A 21,392-nucleotide genomic window follows, 5' to 3' on the forward strand; every position below is an offset into this window, starting at 1 on the left:
CCCCCCCCCCCCCCCCCCCCCCCCCCCCCCCCCCCCCCCCCCCCCCCCCCCCCCCCCCCCCCCCCCCCCCCCCCCCCCCCCCCCCCCCCCCCCCGAGCCGGGCTCGGCACTCACCGACTCACTGCCCGTCGGCTCAGTGCTCGTCGGCCAGGATCAGGTAGAGCTTCTTGCGGGACTCGTTGATCACCGCGATCGCCTTCTGGCGCTGCTCCGGAGTGCCGGTCTTCCAGACCTGCCCGAACGCCTCCATCAGGCCGAAACCGGCCTGGCGGATCTCGTTCATCGAGTCCCAGTCGACCCCGCGGCCGGCCTCCTCCCAGGGGGCGTCCGGCCCGGTCTCGGCCTCGGCCCGCCCGGTGGCGGTGAGCGTGAACAGCTTCTTGCCGCCCTCGCTCTCGCTGGTGATCAGCCCTTCGTCCTCGAGCATCTGGAGGGTCGGGTAGACCGAGCCCGGGCTGGGCTTCCACGCCCCGCCGCTGCGCTCGCCGATCTCCTGGATCATCTCGTAGCCGTGCATCGGCCGGTCGGACAGCAGCGCCAGGATCGAGGCGCGCACGTCACCGCGCCGCGCCCGGCGGTGCGGACCGCCGCGCCCGCCCCGGCCGCCCCACGGGCCGCCGAAGCCCGGCCCGAACGGCCCGAAGGCCTTCCGGCGCCCTTCGAACTCTCCCTGACCCTGATGACCCGGCCCACAGTGGCCGCGTCCGTGCTCATGTCCGTGTCCATGTGAACGCATGACCGCGCCCCTTTCGCCATCGAGTCGCTCGCGATCATTCGTGTATCAGTCGCGATGGCTCAACGATATATCGGGAGTGTTGCGTCGGCAAGGCCATTGACCCCGGATTGGCCTTGGCGCGCCGGCGGGCATCCGTTCTAGGTTCGCGACATGCGCATGCGAATCGTCGACGCCTTCACCGACCGGCCCTTCGCCGGCAACCCCGCCGGAGTCCTGCTCCTCGACGGGGACGACTGGCCCGCAGACGGCTGGCTCCAGCAGGTCGCCGCCGAGGTGAACCTCTCCGAGACGGCCTTCGCCCGGCCGCTGCCGCCCGGCGGGGACGCCGGGTGGGCGCTGCGCTGGTTCACCCCCACCGCGGAGGTCGACATGTGCGGCCACGCCACCCTCGCCACCGCCCACGTCCTGGCGACGGCCGGCCTCGCGAAGGGCCTGGTCCGGTTCTCCGCCCGCTGCGGCATCCTGACCGCCGACACCGCCGCCGACGGCACGGTCACGCTGGACTTCCCCACGTCCTCGCTGACCCCGGTCGAACCTCCGGCCGACGTCCGCCGGGCACTGGGCGGCCCCGAGATCCGCTCCGTGCACGACACCGCCGCGCACATCGGCGACCTCGTCGTCGAGCTGGCGGACGAGCGGACCGTGCGCGAGCTGGAGCCCGACCACGCCGGGCTGCGGGCCTTCGCCCGGCGCGGGGTCATCGTCACCGCCCCGGCCGAAGACCCCTCCCGCGGGTACGACTTCGTCTCCCGCGGCTTCTTCCCCGCCGTCGGCATCGACGAGGACCCGGTCACGGGCAGCGCGCACACCGCGCTCGCCCCCTTCTGGGCCGCGCGCCTGGGCCGGACCGAACTCACCGGCCTCCAGGGCGGGGCGCGCACCGGACTGGTCCGGGTGACGCTCGCGGGCGACCGTACGCTCCTGGCCGGAAAGGCGGTCACCGTCCTCGACGGCGAACTGCTCACCTCTCCTTAGGAAATCCCCCGGCCGGCGGGACTCACGGGGTGGGCAGCCAGTCCACCCGGCCCGCCAGCAGCCCGTACCCGACGAAGGCCACGATGTCGAGGACCGCGTGGGCCACGACGAGCGGCCCCACCCGCCCCCACCGCCGGTACGCCAGGACGAAGACCACGCCCATGACCACGTTGCCGATGAACCCGCCGATCCCCTGGTAGAGGTGGTACGAGCCGCGCAGCAGCGAACTGGCCAGCAGCGCGGCCGTCGGCGTCCAGCCCAGCTGCCCCAGCCGGCGCAGCAGGTAGCCGAGCACGATGACCTCCTCCACCACGGAGTTCTGCACCGCGGAGAGGATCAGCACGGGGTACTTCCACCACACCTCGGGCAGCGCCTCGGGCACGACGGTCAGGTTGAACCCGGACGCCCTCGCCAGCAGGTAGAAGGCCAGCCCGGCGCTGCCGATCCCCGCCGCCACCAGCAGGCCGCGCGCGCCGTCCCACCACGGCCGCGTGCGGTCGAACCCGATCGCCCGCAGCCCCGGGGCCCCTTCACGGGTCAGCAGGTGCGCCACCAGCAGCACCGGCACCAGCGCCGTCGCGATCCCGAAGAGCTGCCAGGCCAGGTCGAGCCAGGGACGCCCCGGCGCGTACGAGCCGTTCAGCGTCGCCGCCTGGTCCTTGAGCCCGCCCGGCTTGGTCAGCGACCCGATGAAGCTGATCAGGGCCGACACCCCGCTGGCCCCGAGCGAGAGCGCCAGCACGAGCAGCGTCTCCGACCTCAGAATTCCCCGCTCGACCCCGTCCCCACGCGAAAGTCCGACGACCGGTCCCGGCTCTGCCCGCACGACTGACTCCAGTTCAGCAATCCCGTTCCATCCGTCACGGCTCCCCGCCAGGGTCTCGCAAGCGCGTACGAAGATCGCGCACGAGCGGCCTGGGGAGGCCCGCCTCCCCATACTGCCTGCCCGTCACCCCACCCGGGTTCATGGAGGCACGACCGGCATGGGACGTCACAGCCTGCCCGACACCCGAGGCGCCGCGGGCGGTCCGGCCCGCGGCCGCTCGCGCCGCCGCGCCGCGGCGCTCGGCGCGGCTCTCGTGCTCGCCGCGGCAGCAGTGGCCACCGCCGCGGCCCAGGGCCTGCTGCCGGCCTTCGACGACGGGTGCGCGGACCGCTCGGTGCGGCTGCGCGTGGTCGCCAGCCCCGATCTCGCCCCCTTCCTGCGCGAGCGCGCCGACCGCGCCCGCGAGCAGCGGATCCGCTCCGACGGGGCCCGCCTCGACGTGGCCGTGACCGCCCGGGAGTCCCACCTCGTCACGACGGCGCTCGGCGCCGCGGGCCGCGACCCCGGCTTCGAGGTGTGGATCCCCGACTCGGAGGCGTGGGTGGAGCGCACCCGGCTGCTGCCCGGATCCGTACCGGTCACGGAATCCGGCCGGGTCGCCTCCTCACCCGTGGTCCTGGCGGTGGCACCCACGGCGGCGGACGCGCTCGGCTGGCCCGGCACGACGTACGGCTGGGCGGGGCCGGCCGCCGCCGCGCTCCAGGGCGACCGGCTGCGGATCGGCGCCGCCGACCCGGCGCACAGCGCCGCGACCCTGCTGGCCCTGGGCCGCATCACGGCCTCCGCGAAGAAACCGGGACCGGACGGCGACGCGGTGGCCGCGGGCGCGGCCGAGCTGCTCGCGCAGCGGGTCGCCGACTCCGACGCCCGGGTGCCCGCGACCCTGGTGCGCAACGGCTCCGACGCGGAGCAGACGGACCCGGTGCGCAACCACGCCCTGATCCTGTCCGAACAGTCCGCCTTCCGGCACAACACCGCCGCCGTCAAGGTCGGCGCCCGCCTCGGCGTCTTCTACCCCACCGACGGGCCCCGCTGCTCGACTACCCGTACACCCTCGTCGACGAGCGCCGCCTCGACCTCGACCGGAGCCGGGCGGCCATGCGCTTCCTCCGGCTGCTGGGCGACGAGGACGGTCTGCGGGCCCTCGCACGGCACGGCTTCCGCGACCGCCGGGCGGGCGCCGCACGCGAGGTGGTCCGGACCGCGGGCGGCACACCGCCGCAGCCGGCCGGCGCCCTGCTGACCGAGCCGCCCACGGGCAAGGGCGTAGGGGAAGCGCTGGCGATGTGGATGATCACCGTCCAGAGCGCCCGGCTGATCACCGTGGTGGACGCCTCCGGATCCATGGCGTTCACTGTGCCGGGCGGGGACGGCCGCTCACGGATGGAGCTCACCCGCGACTCCCTCCTCCAGGGCCTGACGACGTTCACACCGGACGACGAGGTCGGCCTGTGGAAGTTCCCCACCCGGCTCGACGGGGACCGGGACTACCGGGAGCTGGTCCCCGCCCGGCCGCTCGGCGACCTCGCCTCCGACGGCTCCACCCACCGCAGCCGGCTCGTCGCCGCCTTCACCGCGCTGGAGCCGGTCCCCTACGGCGCCACGGGCCTCTACGACACGACGCTCGCCGCGTACCGCGCGGCCCGGGAGTCGTACGTCCACGGCAAGTTCAACGCACTGGTGGTGCTCACGGACGGCGTCAACGAGGACCCGGGTTCCCTGACCCGCAGCGCGCTCGTGGAGCAGCTGCGCGCCCTGGCCGACCCCTCCCGCCCGGTACCGGTGATCGCGCTGGCCATCGGGCCCGACGCCGACCTGAAGGAACTCAGGCCGGTCGCCGAGGCCACCGGCGGGGGTGCCTACCGCGTCGGCGACCCCACCCGGATCCACACGGTGATACTCAAGGCCATCACGGCCGTCGGCCGCGGCTGACCGCGGCCGGCGCGGCGAGCTCGTCGTCCGGCAGCCCCACCGGCCAGGTGTGCACCGGCTCGCCGCGGTGCATCAGCTCGGCGTACCGGCGGGTGAGGGCGGCCAGGGCCGCGTCCCGGCCCAGTCCGGCGGCCCGGGCCCGGTGGTAGGTGTCCACCTGCCAGGTCGCGCCGTTGACCCGGCGCCGGCAGCGTTCCTCGATGATGCCGAGGTAGAAGTCCCGGTCGGCCGGCTCGACGCCCCACGCGTCGAGCCCGGCCGCCGCCATCGGCAGCAGCTCGTCGAGGACCAGCCGGACCGCCGGTACGCTCACCAGCCCGCCGCCGCGTCCCCGGCGCGGCCAGCGCAGCCGGGACTCGATGCCGTACCGGCAGGCCGCGTCGAAGTTCGCCTCGGCCTCCGCGAACGGCAGCCGGGTCCACACCGGGCGGGCCTCCTCGGCCAGGGCGCGCACGAGCCCGTAGTAGAAAGCGGCGTTGGCGACGACGTCCACGACGGTGGGCCCGGCCGGCAGCACCCGGTTCTCCACCCGCAGGTGCGGGACGCCGTCCGCGACTCCGTACACCGGCCGGTTCCACCGGTACACCGTGCCGTTGTGCAGGACCAGCTCCTGGAGCCGGGGAACCCCGCCCTCGGCGAGCACCCGCAGGGGCTCCTCCTCGTCGCAGATCGGCAGCAGCGCCGGGAAATAGCGGACGTTCTCCTCGAACAGCTCGTACGCCGACTCCACCCAGCGCTCGCCGAACCACGTGCGCGGCCGCACCCCCTGGGCCTGGAGCTCGGGCGGACGGGTGTCGGTGGCCTGCTGGAACAGCGGCGGCCGGGACTCCCGCCACAGCTCCCGGCCGAAGAGGAACGGCGAGTTCGCACCGACGGCGATCTGCACGGCCGTCACCGCCTGCGCGGCGTTCCACAGCGCGGGGAACCGCCCGGGGGTGACCTGGAGGTGCAACTGCACCGAGGTGCAGGCCGCTTCGGGCACGATCGAGGTGGTCGTGCAGGTCAGCCGCTCCACGCCATCGATGTCGAGGGTGAAGTCCTCCCCGCGGGCCAGCACGATCTGGTTGTTCAGGAGGGTGTAGCGGTCGACGTCGGAGAGGTTCGCAGAGACCAGATCGGCATGGGCGATGGTCGGCAGAATCCCGATCATCACCACACCGGCCTCGATCTCCTCGGCCATCCGGTGGGCATAGCCGAGTCCGGTCTGCAGCTCCTCGGTGAGCTGGTCGAATACCCGCCCCCCGAGCCGGTGCGGAACAATGTTGACCTCCAGATTGAACATCCCGAGTTCCGTTTGGAAATCGGAGCTGGCAATCCGGTCCAGAACTTGCGCATTCATCATTCTCGGCAGTCCGTCGGAACCCGCGAGATTCAGCTCGATCTCCAGCCCCAGAAGATTCCTCGGCCGGTCGAACCTCTTCTCCGCCAGAAGCCGCCCCAGCCCCTCCAGGCACTCGTGAAGCTTCCTCCGATACCGTTGCCGATCGGACAGGTCGAATTCGCCTGCCACGATCTTCTCCCCCATCGAAGCGTCCCTCCTCGACTGGACTGCCCCCGGAACCCCGGGGGCAGCGTTACGGTCGATGATGCCCCGGCGCAGTGATCGATAACGCGCCGGTGACCGGAGCGCCGGGGAGCGCGCGCCGGTTTGGCCGAAGCGGCGCGTCGGCATATTCACATTGCATGGGCCCGAGTGAACATTCCGGCCGGGCGTGCCGCGCTCTCAATACCGGAGCTTTCCAGCCGAGCAGCCTTCCGGTAACCTCCGAGGTCAGCGCGGCAATCCCGCGCCCCGTCGGCATGGAATCCACGACAGCGGGTCCGGTATGCGTCTTGTCGGCAATAGCCGGGACGGCTAGCCGAAACACTGCGTGAACACATGTCGTATAAACTCCGCAATCAAGGCAGAGAGTTGGCGCGCGGCCATTGCCCCTCCGCCCCCCTCTGGCCCCAGAATGCGACAGCGTCGTCCGCACCTCCCCCCGTTTCCACAGGTCTCCCAAGTGAGAGGCGACCCACCATGCCGCTGCATGTCCCTCCGGCCCCCGCGCCCGCCCTGCGCAGCGTTCTCGCGGCACTCGGTTCCCCCATGGCCGTCCATGAGGCCCACACCCCCGCCCTGCGGGCCCTGCACGGCCCGCTGAGCGCGGAACTCCCGCTCCCCGTCCACGTCCTGGAGCGGCTGAACGTCCCCCGCACCGCCGGCGCCAGGCCGCCGCGCACCCGGCTGTCCGGCTGGCGGTTCCTGATCCGCAGCGGCGACCGCTTCGTGGCGGCGGCGGACACCCGGCTCACTGCGGACGGCTGGGCGTTCTCCCATTTCTTCGAGGGCCCGTACGTCGCCGCGACCGAGCGCGCACTGCGGCAGGCGGAGTCCCTGAGCGCCGACTTCCAGCCCCGGCTGCTGTCCGTGCCCGAGCTCTACATGCTGACGCTGTGGCTCCACCGCGCGGTGGGCGCCGACGCCGCCGCGGGACTGCCGGCCGCCGCGGACCTGCTGGTCCCGCTGGCTCCCGCCCCGCCCGGCATCGCGGCGTACCGGCCGCATCCGGTCTCCGAACTGCTGCCCGTGCTCACGCACCGGCTGACCCCGCCGGCCCTGGCCACCCCGGCCTGACGGCTACGCCATTCGGACTAGCCCGGACGGGCCACCGCCGAACCACCCGAAAAGACAGGGCAGTTGAACTGAACCGCCCGCACGAGTGATGCGTCATCAATCGGTGAGGACAGCTACCGGGAAATCCCTGCGGATCGACCGCCGCAGGGGAACACTGGTCTCCGACCGACCGATTGACGATACGGGGGGCGGCCATGAACGCCGCATCGAGCCGCAGCACTCTCACCACACCGCAGCGAAAGAACGCATCCATGTGCCAGCACCAGCCACCTTGCCCGTCAGCCGACTCCGCCGACCGAGAGGCCGCGCAGCCGGTGGCCAACCACCCGGAGCAGGGCTGGAGCCTGCTGTGCAACGGCGTCCTGCTCTTCGAGGACACCGGCGAGCTGCTGCCGGACGGCCAGATCATCGCACCGCACCGCCCGCTGGCGGCCTCTCAGGTCATGAAGGCCGCCTGAGGCACGGCACGACCGGCGCCCGCGGGCAGGCGCGACGACAGGGCACGACAAGAGGCACGGAACAGCCCGAGGGGCCGGTACGGGAAACACTCCCCGTACCGGCCCCTCGGCCGTACTGCATGGGTCAGTTGTCGTACTCGTCCAGCGGCGGGCAGGAGCAGACGAGGTTCCGGTCCCCGAAGGCACCGTCGATGCGGCGCACCGGCGGCCAGTACTTCTCGGCCGGGGTCACGCCCGCCGGGAAGACCGCCTCGTCACGGGTGTACGGGTGGTCCCACTCGCCGCCCAGCGCCGCCGCTGTGTGCGGGGCGTTGTGCAGCGGGTTGTCGTCCGCCGGCCACTCGCCCGAGGCGACCCGCTCGATCTCGCCGCGGATCGCGATCATCGCGTCGCAGAAGCGGTCCAGCTCGATGAGGTCCTCGGACTCGGTCGGCTCGATCATCAGCGTGCCGGCGACCGGGAAGGACATGGTCGGGGCGTGGAAGCCGTAGTCGATCAGGCGCTTGGCGATGTCGTCGACGCTGACGCCGGTCGCCTTCGACAGCGGGCGCAGGTCGATGATGCACTCGTGCGCGACCAGCCCGCCGGGGCCCGTGTACAGCACCGGGAAGTGCGGCTCCAGGCGCTTGGCGATGTAGTTGGCGCCGAGCACGGCCACCTGCGTGGCGCGCTTGAGGCCCTCGCCGCCCATCAGGCGCACGTACGACCAGGAGATCGGCAGGATGCCGGCCGAGCCCCAGGGGGCCGCCGAGATCGGGCCGACACCGGTCTCCGGGCCCGCGGTCGGCTGCAGCGGGTGGTTCGGCAGGTACGGCGCGAGGTGCGCGCGAACGCCGACCGGGCCGACGCCCGGACCACCGCCGCCGTGCGGGATGCAGAACGTCTTGTGCAGGTTCAGGTGCGAGACGTCGCCGCCGAAGTGACCGGGCTTGGCCAGGCCGACCAGGGCGTTCAGGTTGGCGCCGTCGACGTAGACCTGGCCGCCGGCGTCGTGCACCTGGGCGCAGATGTCGGCGACGTGCTCCTCGAACACACCGTGCGTCGACGGGTAGGTGATCATCAGCACGGCGAGCTCGTCGCGGTACTGCTCGATCTTGGCGCGCAGGTCGTCCGCGTCCACCTCGCCGTCGTCGGCGGTCTTGACGACGACGACCTTCATGCCGGCCATGACGGCGCTGGCGGCGTTGGTGCCGTGCGCCGAGGACGGGATGAGGCAGATGGTGCGCTGCTCGTCGCCGTTGGCGCGGTGGTAGGCGCGTACGGCGAGCAGACCGGCCAGCTCACCCTGCGAACCGGCGTTCGGCTGAATGGAGACCTTGTCGTAGCCGGTGACCTCGCAGAGACGTTCCTCCAGCTCGTTGATGAGCGTGGCGTAGCCCTGCGCCTGCTCCACCGGGGCGAACGGGTGCAGCTGGCCGAACTCGGGCCAGGTGACCGCTTCCATCTCGGTGGTCGCGTTGAGCTTCATGGTGCAGGAGCCCAGCGGGATCATGCCGCGGTCCAGCGCGTAGTCCTTGTCCGAGAGCTTGCGCAGGTAGCGCAGCATCGCGGTCTCGGAGCGGTGCTGGTGGAAGACCGGGTGGGTGAGGACCTCGTCCGAGCGCAGCAGCGCCTCGGGCAGCGAGTCCGCGGCGGCGGCGTCCAGCGCCTCGATGTCGGCGCTCACGCCGAAGGCGGCCCAGACGGCCTCGACGTCGGCGCGCAGGGTGGTCTCGTCGCAGGCGGCCGAGACGTGGTCGGCGTCGACCTGGAAGAGGTTGACCCCGCGCTCGCGGGCGGCGGCGACCACCTCGGCGGCCCGGCCCGGGACGCGCGCGGTGAGGGTGTCGAAGAAGGCGTCGTGCACGATCTCGACGCCGCCGGCCTTCAGGCCCTCGGCGAGGAGGACGGCGTAGCGGTGGGTGCGGCGGGCGATCGTCCGCAGCCCCTCGGGGCCGTGGTAGACGGCGTACATGCCGGCCATGACGGCGAGCAGCACCTGCGCGGTACAGATGTTGCTGGTCGCCTTCTCGCGGCGGATGTGCTGCTCGCGGGTCTGCAGCGCCAGGCGGTAGGCACGGTTGCCGTCGGCGTCGACGGAGACGCCGACGAGGCGGCCGGGCAGGGAGCGCGCGTGCTTGTCCTGCACGGCCATGTAGCCGGCGTGCGGACCGCCGAAGCCCATCGGGACGCCGAAGCGCTGGGTGGTGCCGACGGCGATGTCCGCGCCCAGCTCGCCGGGCGAGGTGAGCAGCGTCAGCGCGAGCAGGTCGGCGGCGACGGTGACGATCGCGCCGAGGCCGTGGGCCTCGTCGATCAGCGGCTTGATGTCGCGGACCGCACCGGAGGCGCCCGGGTACTGGATGAGCACGCCGTAGACGCCGCGCTCGGCGACCTCGGCCGGGATGCCCGCGGACAGGTCGGCGACGACGACCTCGATGCCGATGGGCTCGGCGCGGGTCTCGATCACGGCGACGGTCTGCGGCAGGGCGTCGGCGTCGACGAGGAAGACGTTCCCCTTGGCCTTGCCCACGCGGCGGGCCAGCGTCATGGCCTCGGCGGCCGCGGTGCCCTCGTCGAGGAGGGAGGCGCCCGAGGTGGGCAGGCCCGTCAGGTCGGCGACCACGGTCTGGAAGTTGAGGAGCGCCTCGAGGCGGCCCTGCGAGATCTCCGGCTGGTACGGCGTGTACGCGGTGTACCAGGCCGGGTTCTCCATGACGTTGCGCAGGATCACCGGCGGAGTGAACGTGCCGTAGTAGCCCAGGCCGATCATGGAAGACAGGACCTTGTTGCCGGCGGCGAGGGTGCGCAGCTCGGCGAGGACCTCGGCCTCGGTACGGGCGCCGGGGAGGTTCAGGGCCTCCGCGGTCTTGATCACGTCCGGCACCGCGGCAGCGGTGAGCTCGTCGAGCGAGCCGTAGCCGACCTGCGCGAGCATCTTGGCCTGCGCCTCGGCGTCGGGGCCGATGTGGCGCTGCTCGAAGGGGATGCCGCTCTCGAGCTGGGAGAGCGGAATACGGTGGGCGGTCATGGCGGAGGCCTCCTGGTCTCGCGACCTACGAGGGGTGCCACGACGCGGGCACCCGGACGGCCTCCCCCTCTGTCATCTCAACCTGAGAGCTTCACCGGGTCTCGTGGGGGTCGCCCGTGAGTCCCGGCTTTCACCGTCGGTGAGGCAGGGTTCCGGAACACCGCTCCGACGCCCGACCTGCTTTCCAGAGTGGCCTCGTCCGTGCGGTACGTGTGCCTGAGAGATTCCGGGGAGGAGTTGCTCCTTCGGCGCCACCGAGAGGCTCATGACGAACTCACTCGGACGGGCTCTCCCGCACAGGGTCAGCAGCCGTAAACCAGACTACCAGCGAGGTTCGTGGGGCCTCGCTCAAGTGGCCCCCACTTGAAAAATGCACTTTCGTAGTCATAACGGAGGAGTTGCGACCAAATGGAGGGACCGTGCAGACCGATATCGATCCGCGCAGCCTGATCGGCCGCAAGGCGTTCGACCGCAACGGCAACAAGATCGGCACGGTCGACGAGGTGTACCTCGACGACGCGACCGGGGAACCGGAGTGGGCGGCCGTCCGCACCGGGCTCTTCAGCAGGGACGCCTTCGTCCCGCTGGAACCCAGCGAGATGGTGGGAGAAACCCTGCGGGTGCCCTACGAACGCTCTCTCATCAAGGATGCGCCCGACTTCGGAGTGGGGCGCCACCTCTCCCCCGAGCAGGAGCTCCAGCTCTACCACCACTACGGGCTCGACGTCGCGCTGCCCGGCGACATCGCGGCCGCCGCTCCCCCGCCGCCGGACCGCGATTTCGGCCGGCTGAGCACCGACGAGGACTGAGCCACCAGCGGCAGCGGGTCCGAAGGCTCCAAGTCGGAATCGTCGACTTTGAAGGTACGGACCCGGCCCGGAGCCGAGCCCGGCTCCTCGAAGCGCACGGTCACCCGCCCCACGCCGCTGCCCTGGACCCATCCGGGTCCGTACTGCGCGTGACGGACGTCACTCCCGGCCGCCCAGCGGCGCTCCACCACGGGGGCGGGCTCCTGTGCCGCGGCCTCCGCCGCATCCTCCGTACGCCCCGCCCCAGCGCCCTCTGGAGCCCCTTCCGCCGCACGGGCCGCGATGTCCCCGGCAGCCTGCGCGAACAGATCCTCCTGCGTGTAGTCCGCCAGCCCCGACACCCCCACGCCCAGCAGCCTCACCCCGCCCGTGGTGTCGACCGCGTCCAGCAGCCGCGCGGCCGCCTCCCGTACCACCGCCGGATCGTCGGTCGGCCCGCGCAGGGTCTCGGAGCGGGTCAGCGTCGAGAAGTCGTACCGCCGCACCTTGAGCACGATCGTGCGCCCGGAGTGCCCCGAGCCCCGCAGCCGCCCCACGCACCGGTCCGCCAGCCGCTGGACCTCGGTCCGGATCCGCACCCGGTCGTGCAGGTCCACGTCGAAGGTGTCCTCGACCGACACCGACTTCGCGTCCCGCTCGGCGACCACGGCACGGTCGTCCAGCCCGAGGGCCATCCGGTACAGCGCCGCCCCGTGCGAGCGGCCCAGCATCCGAACGAGCTCGTCCTCGCCGGCCTCGGCCAGCTCCCCCACCGTCGTGATGCCCGCGCGCCGCAGGTGGTCCCCGGTGGCCGGCCCCACCCCCGGCAGCGTCCGCACCGGCATGGGGGCGAGCAGCTCCCGCTCGCTGCCCGGCTCGATCAGCACCAGCCCGTCGGGCTTGGCCTCCTCGGAGGCGATCTTGGCGAGCATCTTCGAGCCCGCGAGCCCCACCGAGCCGCTCAGCGCGGTCGCCGCCCGGATGTCCGCCCGCAGCCGCATCCCGGCCGCCCGCGCGCTCTGCGCGTCGTGGGCTGTGCCGCCGGCCTCCAGGTCCACGAAGGCCTCGTCCAGGCTCAGCGGCTCCACGAGCGGGGACAGCTCCCGCAGCAGCGCCATGACCTGGTCGCTGACCGACCGGTAGAGCGAGAAGCGGGGGACGAGGTACGCGCCGTTCGGGCACAGCCTCCGCGCCTGCGCCATCGGCATCGCGGAGTGCACCCCGAACCGCCGCGCCTCGTACGAGGCGGTCGCGACCACTCCGCGGGGCCCGAGCCCGCCGACGATCACGGGCTTTCCGTGCAGGCTCGGCTTCGCCGCCTGCTCGGCGGCGGCGAAGAAGGCATCCATGTCCAGATGCAGGATCGTCGGCGCGGATCTCACACTTCTGATGCTGCCCTACGCCACTGACAACGCCCCGGGGGGTCAGCCGGCCCGGTTGCGGCGCCTGGCGAGCTCGTCGGTGGGGTTGGGCCGGATCAGCGTCTCGCCGGTGTCGACCCGCTCGCCGTGGAGCTGCGAGAGAGCGCTCTCGACGTCGCGCCGCACCACGCCGACCGCGATGCCGAAGACGCCCTGGCCGCCCTGAAGCAAGTCGACGACCTCGTCGGGCGAGGTGCACTCGTACACGGTCGCGCCGTCGCTCATCAGCGTCATGCGCTCCAGGTCCGCGAAGCCGCGGTCGCGAAGGTGGCGGACCGCCGTGCGGATGTTCTGGAGCGCGACGCCGGTGTCCAGGAACCGCTTGACGATCTTCAGCACAACGACGTCGTGGAAGCTGTACAGACGCTGGGTGCCCGAGCCGTACGCCGGGCGCACGCTCGGCTCCACCAGCCCGGTCCGGGCCCAGTAGTCGAGCTGCCGGTACGTGATCCCCGCGGCGGCGCACGCCGTGGGCCCCCGGTAGCCGATCTCCTCCGATGCGGGGTCGCCGTTCACCACCGCCGGCTCCGGCTGACGGCGCACGGGACCGACCGTACTGCCGTGCAGCGGATACGGACCGCTCTCCGCCGGACTGCGCGCGGGGATGCCCCCGGTCGTTCCGTCGCCGCTGGTTCTCACGCCGACCCTCCGTCCTTGACCTGCCATCTCGACGGTAGGCAGTCACCAGGGGTGCGTCAACGATCGCCACACTCGGCACGCCGAGTGATAATCACCCTGAGAGTGGTTTCCCGTGCCCCTCTGCGGGGAAAGGCTACTCGAATGACCTCAGAACGCCCTTGAGGACGGGCTCATTGATTGCCGGTGCCGAAGTCCTCGGGCGAGATCTGGTCGAGGAACTCGCGGAACTTCTCCACCTCGTCCTCCTGCTCGTCGGGGATGGCGATGCCGGCGTCGTCGAGCACCCCGTCACTGCCGTAGATCGGCGTTCCCGTGCGCAGCGCCAGCGCTATGGCGTCGGACGGACGCGCACTGACCTCCACGCCGCTGGCGAAGACGAGCTCCGCATAGAAGACACCCTCCCGCAGGTCCGTGATGCGCACCTCGGTGAGCTCCTCGCCCACGGCCTCCAGCACGTCCTTGAAGAGGTCATGGGTCAGGGGCCTGGCAGGGGCCATGCCCTGCTGGGCGAAGGCGATCGCAGTCGCCTCCCCAGGACCGATCCAGATCGGGAGGTACCGATCGCCTCCCACTTCACGCAGGAGCACGATCGGTTGGTTCGAGGGCATTTCGACCCGGACACCCACAACGTCGAGCTCGTTCACACAGCAACCCTAGGACCTGCCCGGCAGGTTTGGGTAGTCGGGCTCGTCCCGGGTCAGTGCAGACGGACCCCGAGAGCGGTCTGCACCAGCGCTTCGTGCAGGCGTACGGACAGTCCCGCGAGCTCCCGCATGGTGGCCTCGGCATGGGCCCGGGTCTGCGGATTGCGGTGGCGCCGCAGCGGTGCTACGACCTGCTCGACCAGACCGGCCTCACGGTCCGCGGCGGCCTTCATGGCCCGCAGGTGACGGGGCTCCAGACCGAACCGCCCGAGGTCGGCCACCAGCTTGGCGACCGTCACCGCCTCGGCGTCGAAACCGCCGCCCGGCGCCTCGGCGAGCAGCCCGTACGACTCCCACTCGACCAGCTGCACCTCGTCCACCTCCGCGGCGGCGAGCAGCTCGGCGCGCCCGACCCGGGCCACCGTGGGCCGTTCGGGCTCCGCGTGCCCGGCAGCGGACAGCGCCGGGTCGCCCTGCGGCGACGGGGAGGGGATGCGCACCTGCTCGCCCCGCTCGAGCGCGTCGAGCTGCTCGCGGATCACCTTCAGGGGCAGGTAGTGGTCGCGCTGGAGCCGCAGGATCCGGGCCAGCCGCTCGACGTCCTGCGGGCTGAACTTGCGGTACCCGGAAGGCGTTCGCCGGGGCTCGACGAGCCCCTCGGCCTCCAGGAACCTGATTTTGGAGATGGTGACTTCGGGGAACTCGTCGCGCAGCTGGTTGAGCACCGTGCCGATGCTCATCAGCCGCCCGGCCGAGCCGGCGGTGCCGTTTCCGGCACCGCCCGTCGGGGTAAGCAGCATGGACCTTCCCTGCCGGGTCAGATGCCTCGCTGGCTCGCGTAGAAGACCAGTCGGTACTTGCCGATCTGCACTTCGTCACCGTTGTTGACGAGAACCGAGTCGATCGGCTCGCGGTTGACGTACGTGCCGTTCAAGCTGCCGACGTCGGCGACGGTGAAACGGCCGTCCTGGCCCCTGCGGAATTCGACATGCCGCCGGGAGACCGTCACGTCGTCCAGGAAGATGTCGCTCTGCGGGTGCCGGCCCGCCGTCGTCAGCTCGCCGTCGAGCAGGAAGCGGCTGCCCGAGTTCGGCCCGCGCCGGACGATCAGCAGAGCCGAACCCGGCGGCAGGGCGTCCACCGCGGCCTGGGCCTCGGGAGAGAGCGAAGGCGCGGCGTGCTGACCGGTCACCTCGGCCTCGTAGGCCTCCAGCCCGGAGATCGAGATGGTCGACGTGGTCTCCGAAGCACGCTCCGGCGTCAGGCCCGGCCGCAGCGGCGCCCCGCAGTGGGAGCAGAAGCGGCTGTCCGCACCATTGCGGTGCCCGCACCTGCTGCACACCTGGACGGCCGACATGGACGGCTCCTCGCGCCGCGGCTGCCCCGCGGAGGCATTGGTGGCGTACGGGTCGGCGGGAAACTCTCCACCCGCACTTGAGGTTGATGGTTCCCCGAAACCTATGCGTCCGGACGCGGCAGGGTCAACAGCCGACGCGCCGTACCCGCCCGAATTGTCACCAGCCCCCGCGACCTCGTCGCGGAACAGCGGGCGGTCGCCCTGTGCCTCCGCGTCTCCGTGCCGCGACGCACGGTGCTTCGCGCTGTCCTCGCGTGACTTCTTGCCGAACAACTTCTCAAACAACTTCACGGGCGATTCCCCTTGACCGAAACAGACCCGCCCGTGGGGCAGGACGAACCCTGAATGCACACACCTGCCGACCCGGACATTCTCACAACGTCCGTAACCACCAGACAGTTTCCACCACGCACCGCTCGTTCGGCGCGCCGACCCCCCGCAAGCAATCGCGCACGTGAGGGCCTCCCGTCACCGCTCTGCGTCATGACGATGACGACCGAGCGTAGTCAGGCTGCTTCGCCGCCCGCAAGGCATCGACGACGATCTTCGTCGAGCGTACGACGCTCGCAGTGGCCTGCTCCTTCTCCAGCGTCTGGATCACCCCGCCGGGGATGTTCAGAGCGGGCTCCAGGTCCTGCGGCCTGCCGATGACCTTGAACTCGTACGGCTGTGTGATCTTCTTACCATCCACACCCACTCCCCCGTCCTCGTCGGAGAAGTACGTACTCGCGACCACCCGCACGCCGTTGACCTGGATGGCCTCGGCCCCCGCGGCCCGCAGCTCCTGGATCGCGTCGAGCAGCATGTCCGACTGGACCAGGTGCTTGGGGTCGGACACCGTCAGCGTGATCCCGGGCCCCTCCGCCGCCACCGTACCGGCCAGGATGCCGAGTTGACGCTCCTTCTCGACGGTCTGTTTCCGGGCCTCCTCGGCCTGGTCCGAGCTGGTCTCCAGCTCCTTGCGCTGCTCCTCCAGCCGCTGCTTCTCGTCCTCCAGCCGCTTGGTGCGGCCGTCGAGCTCGTCGAGGATCCGCACCAGGTCCTCCTGGCGGGCCCCGCGCAGCGCGCTGCTGTCGTTGGTGGAACGCACCTGGATGGCCAGGCCCAGGCCCAGCACGAACAGCAGGAGGGCGACGATCAGTTGGGCCCGGGTCACCCGCGGCGGCCACAGGCCGGCGGCGAGCCGCTGCCGGCCGGTCACCACGGGCTCCGCAGGCGCAGGCTCCGGTGCGGGCTGCGATGCGGGCTGCGGCGGCTCCTGCCGCGCGTCGGGCCCTTCGGCCCGGCCGGGGTCGGGCTGGTTGTTCTCGTTCATCGGCCTCACGCCCGGAACACGTGCCGGCGGATGGCCGCGGCGTTGGAGAAGATGCGGATGCCGAGGACGACGACCACACCGGTGGACAGCTGGGCACCGACGCCGAGCTTGTCGCCGAGGAAGACGATGAGCGCCGCCACGACGACGTTCGACAGGAACGACACCACGAAGACCTTGTCGACGAAGATCCCGTCGAGCATGGCGCGCAGACCACCGAACACCGCGTCGAGAGCGGCCACGACGGCGATCGGCAGATAGGGCTCGACCACCGCCGGCACCTCGGGCCGGACCAGCAGTCCGACCACCACTCCGACCACGAGGCCCAGTACCGCGATCACGATGCACCCTTCTTCGGTTCTGCTGTACGTACGATCAGGCTCGACGCGGCGGGCAGCCGCAGCCCGTCCTCCGGGGAGACGCTGTAGCGGACGCCGTAGTTCTCCTTCAGCACGTGCAGGTACTGCCCGTCGGCGCTGTCCTGGAACTCCGTGCCGAGCCGGTTCTTGTCCCCCAGCGCCAGCACTTCGTACGGCGGTACCAGCGGCTTGTTGTCGACCAGTATGGCGTCACCCGCCGCCCTGATCGCCGACAGCGACGTCAGCCGCTGCCCGTTGATGGAGACGGCTTCCGCCCCCGACTGCCACAGGCCGTTGACGATCCGCTGCATGTCCCGGTCGCGCACCCGGCCCGTGTCGGCGAAGCCCGAGTTCTCGCGCGGCCCGCCACCGCCCGCTTCCGCGTCCTTCGCGTCGTCGACCACCAGCTTGATCCCCGGGCCCTGCACCTCGGTGGCGCCGGACAGCAGGGCCACCAGCTCGCCCTGGTCGCCGCCGTGCTGCTTGAGGGCCTCGCGCTGCCGGTCGGCCACGTCGGTGCGCAGCTGCTCGATCTCCCGCTCCAGCCCGTCGGCGGTCGCACCGGCCCGCTCCACGCGGTCGATCAGTTCCTGCCGCTCCTTGGCGATCACCGGGGCCGCTATCCGTGCCTCCGCGGCGCCCAGCGTGACCACCATCGCGGCGAGTACCAGCCCTGCGGCGAGTGCAAGTTTCGCCTTGAGGGTCCGGGGCAGCCCGGTCGTGCCCTCTGCCGCGCGGCGGGCCGAGGCCTCGGCATAACCCTCGTCGAGGCTGTGGTCCATCACGTGCGTCAGCAGCGACATGGAGGCGTCCGGGCGCGCCGGCGGGGTGGCCGAGCTCCGGTTGGGGGGCGGCTGCGACATGCGGCACATCGTCGCATGTCGGATGGGGAGACACCGAATGCGCCCTGGACACCCCTCGACGTTCGGGGTGCCCGGGGCGCTCGGTCGGCGATCAGCGAACGGTCAGTGGCCCGCGCCCTCGACGACCGTCGACCACTCCTCGATCAGTGCCTGCGCGGATGCGTCGTCGGGGCCTTCGGCCCACAGATGGGTGACGGCCTCCGCCGGGTCCGGCAGCACCAGGGCCCACCGGCCGTCGGCCTCGACCACCCGCACTCCGTCGGTGGTGTCCACGTGCCGGTCTCCGGCCGCCTCCACCACCCGCCGCATCACCAGGCCCTTGACGGCCCACGGCGTCGCCAGATCGCGCTTGAGCACGTGCGCACGCGGTATCCGCGCATCGATCTGGCTCAGCGTGAGCTGGGTCCGCGCGACCAGCCCGATCAGCCGGACGAACGCCGCGGCGCCGTCGAAGACGCTGCTGAACTCGGGGATGATCAGACCGCCCCGCCCGTCGCCACCGAAGATCGTCGTCTCGGCGCGGCCCACCCGGGTCAGGTCGTCGGGCGAGGTCGTCGTCCACTCCACCTGCGTGCCGTGGTACGCCGCCACCTGCTCGGCGATCCGGGTGGTGGTCACGGGCAGGGCCACCTTGCCGCTGCGCCGCTCGGCCGCGACGAGGTCGAGCATGACCAGGAGCGCGCGGTCGTCCTCGATGATCCGCCCGCGTTCGTCGACGAGCGAGATCCGCTCGCCGACCGGGTCGAAGCGCACTCCGAAGGCGGCCCGCGCGGAGGCCACGATCTCGCCGAGCCGGACGAGCCCGGCCCTCCGGGACTCGGCCGTCTCCGTGGGCCGCGACTCGTTCAGTCCGGGGTTGATCGTGAGGGCGTCGACGCCGAGCCGCCCGAGCAGGCTGGGCAGGATGAGCCCTGCGCTGCCGTTGGAGGCGTCGACGACCACCTTGAGCCCGGCGTCCGCGATCCCGGTCGTGTTCACGCGCCGCAGCAGCGAGCCCGTGTACGAGTCGAAGACGCTGGACGGGAACTGCAGATCGCCGATCTCGCCGGGGAAGGCCCGCCGGTACTCCTGCCGCGCGTACACGCGATCCAGCTTGCGCTGCCCGGCCTGCGACAGGTCGGCGCCGTCGGCGTCGAGGAACATGATGTCGACGGAGTCCGGCACTCCGGGCGAGGTCCGGATCATGATCCCGCCGGCGCTGCCCCGGGCCGTCTGCTGCCGCGCCACGGGCAGCGGCACGTTCTCCAGGTCGCGCACGTCGATGGCACTGGCCTGCAGCGCGGAGATGACGGCCCGCTTGAGCGCGCGGGCACCGCGGGAGTGGTCGCGGGCCGTCGTGACCGTCGCGCCCTTCTTCAGCGTGGTGGCGTAGGCGCCCGCCAGCCGCACGCACAGCTCGGGCGTGATCTCGACGTTGATGATCCCGGAGACGCCGCGCGCACCGAAGAGGTGCGCCTGGCCGCGGGACTCCCAGATGACCGACGTGTTGACGAAGGCACCGGCTTCGATCGTCTTGAACGGGTACACGCGGACGTTGCCCTGGACAATCGATTCCTCACCGACCAGGCACTCGTCGCCGATGACGGCGCCGTCCTCGATCCGTGCGGCCCGCATGATGTCGGTGTTCCTGCCGATGACGCAGCCGCGGAGGTTGCTGTGCGGCCCGATGTACACGTTGTCGTGGACGACGGCTCTGTGCAGGAAGGCACCGCTCTTGACGACGACGTTGGAGCCGATGATCGTGTGCTCGCGGATCTCGGCGCCGGCTTCGACCTTCGCGTAGTCCCCGATGTAGAGGGGCCCGCGCAGCACGGCGTCGGGGTGGACCTCGGCGCCTTCCGCGACCCATACGCCCGGCGAGATCTCGAAGCCGTCCATCTCTACCTGGACCTTGCCCTCGAGCACGTCGGCCTGTGCCTTGACGTAGCTCTCGTGGGTGCCGACGTCTTCCCAGTAGCCTTCGGCGACGTACCCGAAGATGGGCCGGCCTTCCTTCATCAGCTGCGGGAACACGTCGCCGGACCAGTCGACGGACACGTCGGGGTCGACGTAGTCGAAGACCTCGGGCTCCATGACGTAGATGCCGGTGTTGACGGTGTCCGAGAAGACCTGGCCCCAGGTCGGCTTCTCCAGGAAGCGCTCGACCTTTCCTTCCTCGTCCACGATCGTGATGCCGAATTCCAGCGGATTGGGCACCCGCGTCAGGCAGACCGTGACGAGTGCGCCCTTCTCCTTGTGGAAGTTGATGAGGTCCGTCAGGTCGAAGTCGGTCAGCGCATCGCCGGAGATGACCAGGAAGGTGTCGTCCTTGAGGGCCTCCTCGGCGTTCTTCACACTGCCGGCGGTGCCGAGTGGCTTCTCCTCGTTGGCATAGGTGAGCTCCATTCCCAGCTCTTCACCGTCACCGAAATAGTTCCTGACGAGTGAGGCGAGGAACTGGACGGTAACGACGGTCTCACTGAGCCCATGGCGCTTGAGCAGCCTGAGCACGTGCTCCATGATCGGTCGGTTTGCCACCGGAAGGAGCGGCTTGGGCATGCTCGAGGTCATGGGGCGAAGGCGAGTGCCTTCTCCCCCGGCCATCACGACGGCCTTCATGTCGGAAGGGTCCTCCTTGAAGAGACGACGGTCCAGCCGACTGCACCCGCCCGGGCAGACAGCCCCGCCGCTCTTCCGCGACAGTGCGGCGAGCTCAATCGGCCGCGGTGTCCGCCTTCACGAGCCGGCGGACCTGAACCACGTAAAGGATCCCTGCCCACCAATACAGGGTTGTACCCCATCCTGCGAACGCCCATCCGAAAACAGACGCAATCCAACCCAGCCAGCCGTCCTGATCACTCAGGAGGAGCAAGGGGAACGCATACATCAGGTTGAAGGTCGCGGCCTTGCCGAGGAAGTTGACCTGCGGCGGCGGATAGCCGTGTCTGCGGAGGATCCAGACCATCACCAGGAGCATCAGCTCACGGGCGAGGAGGGCGCCGGTGAGCCACCACGGCAGGATCTCGCGCCAGGTCAGACCGACGAGGGTCGACAGGATGTACAGCCGGTCGGCGGCCGGGTCGAGGAGCCGGCCGAGGCTGCTGATCTGGTTCCAGCGCCTCGCCAGCTTTCCGTCGAGGTAGTCGCTGATACCGCTGAGCATGAGTACGAGCAGCGCCCAGCCGTCGCAGTTGGGCCCACCGAACACCGGCCACAGGATGAGCCAGAGGAACACGGGTACGCCGACGAGGCGAGCCATGCTCAGAATGTTCGGGATGGTGAGGATTCGGTCCGTCTGAACCCGAGTCTCCTGGACCTCCACCCGGGGGCCTCCACTGTTGAAACGTGCGAACGACCCTCTGACCCTACAGGACAAGTTCCGGGCCCTGAACGCAGAAAAGCCCCGCACCATAAGGTGCGGGGCTTTCCCACAATGATTGTTCGGCGGCGTCCTACTCTCCCACAGGGTCCCCCCT

18 protein-coding genes, 1 pseudogene and 2 riboswitches are annotated in these 21,392 nt (G+C 71.2%); of the genes and pseudogenes, 5 read left to right on the forward strand and 14 right to left on the reverse strand.

From position 1 onward, the window contains the following. Positions 1 to 133 precede the first annotated feature (133 nt). A complete protein-coding gene (locus ACZ7H1_RS36320; RefSeq protein ID WP_470792649.1) occupies positions 134 to 736 on the reverse strand; it encodes a PadR family transcriptional regulator in 603 nt (200 codons plus the stop codon). 150 nt (positions 737 to 886) lie between these two features. Here ACZ7H1_RS36320 and ACZ7H1_RS36325 point away from each other — a divergent pair, with 150 nt between their 5' ends. Further along, positions 887 to 1,711 carry a PhzF family phenazine biosynthesis protein gene (locus tag ACZ7H1_RS36325; RefSeq protein WP_470792650.1) on the forward strand — a complete coding sequence of 275 codons (825 nt, stop codon included), beginning with the start codon at positions 887 to 889 and terminating at the stop codon, positions 1,709 to 1,711. 22 nt (positions 1,712 to 1,733) lie between these two features. Here the strand turns inward: ACZ7H1_RS36325 and ACZ7H1_RS36330 are convergent, their stop codons facing one another. Beyond that, complete coding sequence (locus ACZ7H1_RS36330; protein ID WP_470792652.1) at positions 1,734 to 2,537, reverse strand: CPBP family intramembrane glutamic endopeptidase; 804 nt, start codon at positions 2,535 to 2,537, stop codon at positions 1,734 to 1,736. Positions 2,538 to 2,694: 157 nt separating this feature from the next. Here ACZ7H1_RS36330 and ACZ7H1_RS36335 point away from each other — a divergent pair. Next, a pseudogene (locus ACZ7H1_RS36335) lies at positions 2,695 to 4,469 on the forward strand (substrate-binding domain-containing protein). On the opposite strand, the gene ACZ7H1_RS36340 reads toward ACZ7H1_RS36335, so the two are convergent. Then, complete coding sequence (locus tag ACZ7H1_RS36340; protein WP_470792654.1) at positions 4,447 to 5,994, reverse strand: glutamate-cysteine ligase family protein; 1,548 nt, start codon at positions 5,992 to 5,994, stop codon at positions 4,447 to 4,449. The pseudogene ACZ7H1_RS36335 and the gene ACZ7H1_RS36340 sit on opposite strands and share 23 nt — an antisense overlap. Positions 5,995 to 6,489: 495 nt before the next feature. On the opposite strand from ACZ7H1_RS36340, the gene ACZ7H1_RS36345 reads away from it, so the two are divergent. Then, on the forward strand, positions 6,490 to 7,086 hold the full coding sequence (locus ACZ7H1_RS36345; protein WP_470792655.1) for a hypothetical protein: 597 nt from the start codon (positions 6,490 to 6,492) through the stop codon (positions 7,084 to 7,086). Between the two features lie 251 nt (positions 7,087 to 7,337). After that, positions 7,338 to 7,544 (forward strand): DUF5999 family protein, encoded by a 207-nt coding sequence (locus ACZ7H1_RS36350; protein WP_470792657.1) that lies wholly within the window; start codon positions 7,338 to 7,340, stop codon positions 7,542 to 7,544. A gap of 124 nt (positions 7,545 to 7,668) precedes the next feature. Here ACZ7H1_RS36350 and gcvP read toward each other — a convergent pair whose 3' ends face one another. Continuing rightward, on the reverse strand, positions 7,669 to 10,554 hold the full coding sequence (gene gcvP / locus ACZ7H1_RS36355; RefSeq protein WP_470792659.1) for an aminomethyl-transferring glycine dehydrogenase: 2,886 nt from the start codon (positions 10,552 to 10,554) through the stop codon (positions 7,669 to 7,671). Between the two features lie 59 nt (positions 10,555 to 10,613). Then, positions 10,614 to 10,748, reverse strand: a riboswitch (glycine riboswitch). Next, positions 10,749 to 10,859, reverse strand: a riboswitch (glycine riboswitch). A gap of 114 nt (positions 10,860 to 10,973) precedes the next feature. On the opposite strand from gcvP, the gene ACZ7H1_RS36360 reads away from it, so the two are divergent. After that, positions 10,974 to 11,363: a PRC-barrel domain-containing protein gene (locus tag ACZ7H1_RS36360; protein WP_470792661.1), complete on the forward strand. Its 390-nt coding sequence runs from the start codon at positions 10,974 to 10,976 to the stop codon at positions 11,361 to 11,363. Here ACZ7H1_RS36360 and ACZ7H1_RS36365 read toward each other — a convergent pair. The 10 genes from ACZ7H1_RS36365 to ACZ7H1_RS36410 all read right to left on the reverse strand — a co-directional run bounded on the left by ACZ7H1_RS36365 (position 11,267) and on the right by ACZ7H1_RS36410 (position 21,238). Beyond that, the gene (locus ACZ7H1_RS36365) at positions 11,267 to 12,724 is read right to left on the reverse strand and encodes a DNA polymerase IV (RefSeq protein ID WP_470792662.1); all 1,458 of its coding nucleotides are present in this window, start codon (positions 12,722 to 12,724) and stop codon (positions 11,267 to 11,269) included. The genes ACZ7H1_RS36360 and ACZ7H1_RS36365 overlap by 97 nt on opposite strands. A 42-nt stretch (positions 12,725 to 12,766) precedes the next feature. Beyond that, entirely contained in the window at positions 12,767 to 13,402 is a 636-nt protein-coding gene (locus tag ACZ7H1_RS36370; protein WP_470792663.1) for a MerR family transcriptional regulator, read from the reverse strand. A 170-nt stretch (positions 13,403 to 13,572) separates the two neighbouring features. Continuing rightward, positions 13,573 to 14,046, reverse strand: coding sequence for a bifunctional nuclease family protein (locus ACZ7H1_RS36375; RefSeq protein ID WP_328971406.1), 474 nt, complete (start codon positions 14,044 to 14,046; stop codon positions 13,573 to 13,575). A gap of 53 nt (positions 14,047 to 14,099) precedes the next feature. Further along, complete coding sequence (gene ftsR, locus ACZ7H1_RS36380) at positions 14,100 to 14,846, reverse strand: transcriptional regulator FtsR (protein WP_470792666.1); 747 nt, start codon at positions 14,844 to 14,846, stop codon at positions 14,100 to 14,102. Positions 14,847 to 14,863: 17 nt separating this feature from the next. Next, the gene (locus ACZ7H1_RS36385) at positions 14,864 to 15,802 is read right to left on the reverse strand and encodes an FHA domain-containing protein (RefSeq protein ID WP_470792672.1); all 939 of its coding nucleotides are present in this window, start codon (positions 15,800 to 15,802) and stop codon (positions 14,864 to 14,866) included. An 82-nt stretch (positions 15,803 to 15,884) separates the two neighbouring features. Next, the gene (locus ACZ7H1_RS36390) at positions 15,885 to 16,718 is read right to left on the reverse strand and encodes a DUF881 domain-containing protein (protein WP_470792667.1); all 834 of its coding nucleotides are present in this window, start codon (positions 16,716 to 16,718) and stop codon (positions 15,885 to 15,887) included. A gap of 5 nt (positions 16,719 to 16,723) precedes the next feature. After that, positions 16,724 to 17,056 carry a small basic family protein gene (locus ACZ7H1_RS36395; protein ID WP_003970459.1) on the reverse strand — a complete coding sequence of 111 codons (333 nt, stop codon included), beginning with the start codon at positions 17,054 to 17,056 and terminating at the stop codon, positions 16,724 to 16,726. Continuing rightward, a complete protein-coding gene (locus ACZ7H1_RS36400) occupies positions 17,053 to 17,946 on the reverse strand; it encodes a DUF881 domain-containing protein (RefSeq protein ID WP_470792668.1) in 894 nt (297 codons plus the stop codon). The genes ACZ7H1_RS36395 and ACZ7H1_RS36400 overlap by 4 nt, the downstream gene beginning before the upstream one ends. 93 nt (positions 17,947 to 18,039) lie before the next feature. Then, a complete protein-coding gene (locus ACZ7H1_RS36405) occupies positions 18,040 to 20,535 on the reverse strand; it encodes a sugar phosphate nucleotidyltransferase (protein ID WP_470792669.1) in 2,496 nt (831 codons plus the stop codon). A gap of 94 nt (positions 20,536 to 20,629) precedes the next feature. After that, the gene (locus tag ACZ7H1_RS36410; RefSeq protein ID WP_470792670.1) at positions 20,630 to 21,238 is read right to left on the reverse strand and encodes a CDP-alcohol phosphatidyltransferase family protein; all 609 of its coding nucleotides are present in this window, start codon (positions 21,236 to 21,238) and stop codon (positions 20,630 to 20,632) included. Positions 21,239 to 21,392 lie beyond the last annotated feature (154 nt).

Source organism: Streptomyces sp. NPDC037401, assembly GCF_055602345.1.